2 protein-coding genes and 1 pseudogene are annotated in these 2,918 nt (G+C 69.1%); 1 reads left to right on the top strand and 2 read right to left on the bottom strand.

Annotated elements, in window-relative coordinates; translation table 11 throughout:
- Positions 1–382 (top strand): annotated as a pseudogene (locus VIM26_RS08340) (HNH endonuclease); the annotation flags it as partial.
- Between the two features lie 282 nt (positions 383–664).
- Here the strand turns inward: VIM26_RS08340 and VIM26_RS08335 are convergent.
- Together VIM26_RS08335 and argE are read right to left on the bottom strand one after the other, a co-directional pair.
- On the bottom strand, positions 665–1,951 hold the full coding sequence (locus VIM26_RS08335; protein ID WP_331950054.1) for an MFS transporter: 1,287 nt from the start codon (positions 1,949–1,951) through the stop codon (positions 665–667).
- Positions 1,948–2,918 (bottom strand): acetylornithine deacetylase (gene argE / locus VIM26_RS08330; RefSeq protein ID WP_331950052.1); only part of this gene is annotated, 971 nt, incomplete at its 5' end. The genes argE and VIM26_RS08335, both read right to left, overlap by 4 nt.

The raw sequence follows: 2,918 nt of genomic DNA, 5'->3' as shown, positions 1-2,918 counted from the left end.
GCCCGTCCCGTGGAAGGTCCTGCAGCGCCTCGCCTGCGACGGGGAGATCACCCGCATGGTCTTCGGGCCCGACTCCCAGATCCTCAACGTCGGGCGCACCAAGCGGATCTACCCGGCCCACCTGCGCCGCGCGGTCATCGCCCGCGACAAGCACTGCCAGTACCCCACCTGCGGCGCACCACCACCGCTGTGCGAAGTCCATCATTCCAAGCACTGGTGCAGAGATCACGGTGACACCGACGTCACCGCCGGAGTGCTGCTGTGCTACTACCACCACACCGTGGTACACAACAACGGCATCGAAATCCGCTGGAAGATCGGCGGGGGTTGGGCGTTCACCGACCGCAACGGAAAATCGCTCGAACGAAAAGTGTCCTGGTAACAGGAGAAGTCAGTTTCGAAGGGGCGGCGAGAACGGAGCGCCCGAGATCAGGTGCAATAATTCCGGTCGCGCCTATCGTGCGTGCGGCCGGGGCACTTCTCGCGGCCAATTACTGCAGTCAATTACTGCGGTCGACTTCTCGGGCTCACCGCGTCGGCTCACCGCGTCGGCTCACTGCGTCGGCTCATGCCTCGGCTCACTGCCTCGGCCCACTGCCTCGGCTCATGCGCCGGCTCACCGCCCCACGTGCACGGGCAACTCCCAAACAGGACCATCGCCGATCTACTGCAGCCCCTGCCGTCTGCGCGCCAGGGTGAGCCCGACCAGGGAAACGATCGCGACGGCCACGTAGTAGTAGCTCGGGGCGAGCAGCGACCCCGTGCTCGCGATCAGCCAGGTGAGGATCAGCGGGGCGAAGCCGCCGAAGATGGTCACGCCGATGTTGTAGGAGACGGACATCCCGGTGGACCGGATCGCGGTCGGGAACAGCTGGGCGAGCAGGGCCGGCAGCGGCGCGAAGTACAGCGTCAGCACGACGCCGAGGACGACCTCGACCGCGGTCAGGGTGAGCACGCTCGGGCTGGCGACCAGGAGCTCGAACAACGGCCACCCCACGACGATCGCGACGACGGCGGCGACGGTCATCACGCGTACGCAGCCGACCCGGTCCGCGAGCTTGCCCACGTAGGGGGCGCCGACCAGGGACACCAGCCCGCTGATGATGCCGCCGAGGTAGCCGGCATAGGCGGGCAGGTGCAGGTTCGTGACCGCGAACGTCGGCATGAACAGGATGAGGTACACCGAGATCGACGCGAAGCCCACGGTCGCCGCGGCGGTCAGCACCCGTTCGAGGTGGTGGGCGAACGTCGTCAGCACCGGCGACTTGATCGTCTCGGTGGCGGCGAACTCCGGGGTCTCGTCGATCTTCAGCCGGATGTACAGGCCCACCGGGCCGATCAGCATGCCGAACACGAACGGGACGCGCCAGCCCCAGGACTCGAGGGAGTCCTGGGACAGGAACGTGTTCAGCCCGAACCCGAAGGCGGACGCGAGGAACATCGCGACGCCCTGGGTCGCGACCTGCCAGCTCGAGTAGAACGCCTTGCGGTCGGACGCGTGCTCGATGAGGAACGCCGTCGAGGTGCCGAACTCGCCGCCGGCCGAGAAGCCCTGCAGCAGCCGCGAGGCCAGGATGATCAGCCCCGCCCAGGTGCCGACCGACGCGGCGGTCGGCGCGAACGCCATCATCGCGGTGCCGACGGTCATCAGTGCGATCGTGAGCGTCAGGGCGTTCTTGCGGCCCGCCCGGTCGCTGTAGCTGCCGATCACCATGGCACCGAGCGGGCGGATCAGGTACGACAGCGCGAACGTGCCGAACGTCAGCAGCAGCCCGCTGACCCCCTTCCCCTCCGGGAAGAACAGCTTGCTGATCACCACCGCGAACGACGCGTAGACGATGATGTCGAACCACTCGAGCGCGTTGCCGACCGACGAGGCGACGACCGCCTTCGTGGCGCGGCGACGCTGCTCGGGCGTGACCTGCGCCACGTCCAGGGCGGCGGAGGTCATCGGGTGGCTCCGCCCGCGGCCGACGGCGGCGCGGCGAGGTGGCGCACGAGCTCGCCGAGGAAGGCCTCGCAGGCCCTGATCTGGTCGAGCTCGACGAACTCGTCCGGCGAGTGAGCCTGCTCGATGTCGCCGGGCCCGCACACGACGGTCTCGATGCCGGCCGCCTGGAACAGCCCGGCCTCGGTCCCGTAGGTGACCTTGTCCGCCGAGGGAATGCCGCCGAGCCTGGCCCCGAGCAGCGCGGCCGGGCTCTGCGCCGTGGTGTCGAGGCCGGGAACCATCGCGACCGTGCGCAGCTCGATGCGCGCCCGGGGGTCCTCGCGCGCCATCTCCTCCTGAAGCTCGTCGCAGTGCGCCTGGATGCGGGACCGGACCGCGCGTGGGTCGACCGACGCGATCGTGCGGAACTCGAATTGGACGAGGCACAGGTCAGCGACGGTGTTTCCCGCGATGCCACCCGCGACGACGTTGACGCTCGCCGTCGAGTAGGGGACGGCGTAGGCGCCGTCGTACGGGCCCTGGTCGCGGAACTCCTCGGCGAGGGATCGGATGAACACGATGGCCCGCGCGGCGTACTCGATGGCGTTGACGCCGCGCGGGGTCAGCGAGGAGTGCGCGGCAACCCCGTGCACCGTCAGCTCCATGGGGGTGATCGACTTGTGCGCGGTCGTCACGCGCATGCTGGTCGGTTCGCCGACGAAGCAGATCCGCGGATGGATCCCCAGTCCGGCCAGGTCCCGGGCCAGCGCGGCGCCGCCACCGCAGCCGACCTCCTCGTCGTAGGACAGCAGCAGGTGCACCGGCTCCCGCAGGGGCGCCCGGACAAGGTCGGGTAGTGCGGCCAGGATCACCCCGAGGTAGCTCTTCATGTCGCAGGTTCCGCGGCCGTACAGCCGGCCGTCACGGACCTCCGGGGTGAACGGGTCCGTCGCCCAGACCTGGCCGTCGACCGGGACGACATCGGTGT

It is taken from the genome of Pengzhenrongella sp. (genome assembly GCF_036565025.1).
GTDB lineage: Bacteria > Actinomycetota > Actinomycetes > Actinomycetales > Cellulomonadaceae > Pengzhenrongella.
Note: the sequence above shows the minus strand (reverse complement) of the source record. Positions and strands in the feature narration are given on the sequence as shown.

Coding starts and splice junctions, on each gene's coding strand:
- VIM26_RS08335 (WP_331950054.1), bottom strand. CDS start 1,951: ATGACCTCCGCCGCCCTGGACGTGGCGCAGGTCACGCCCGAGCAGCGT.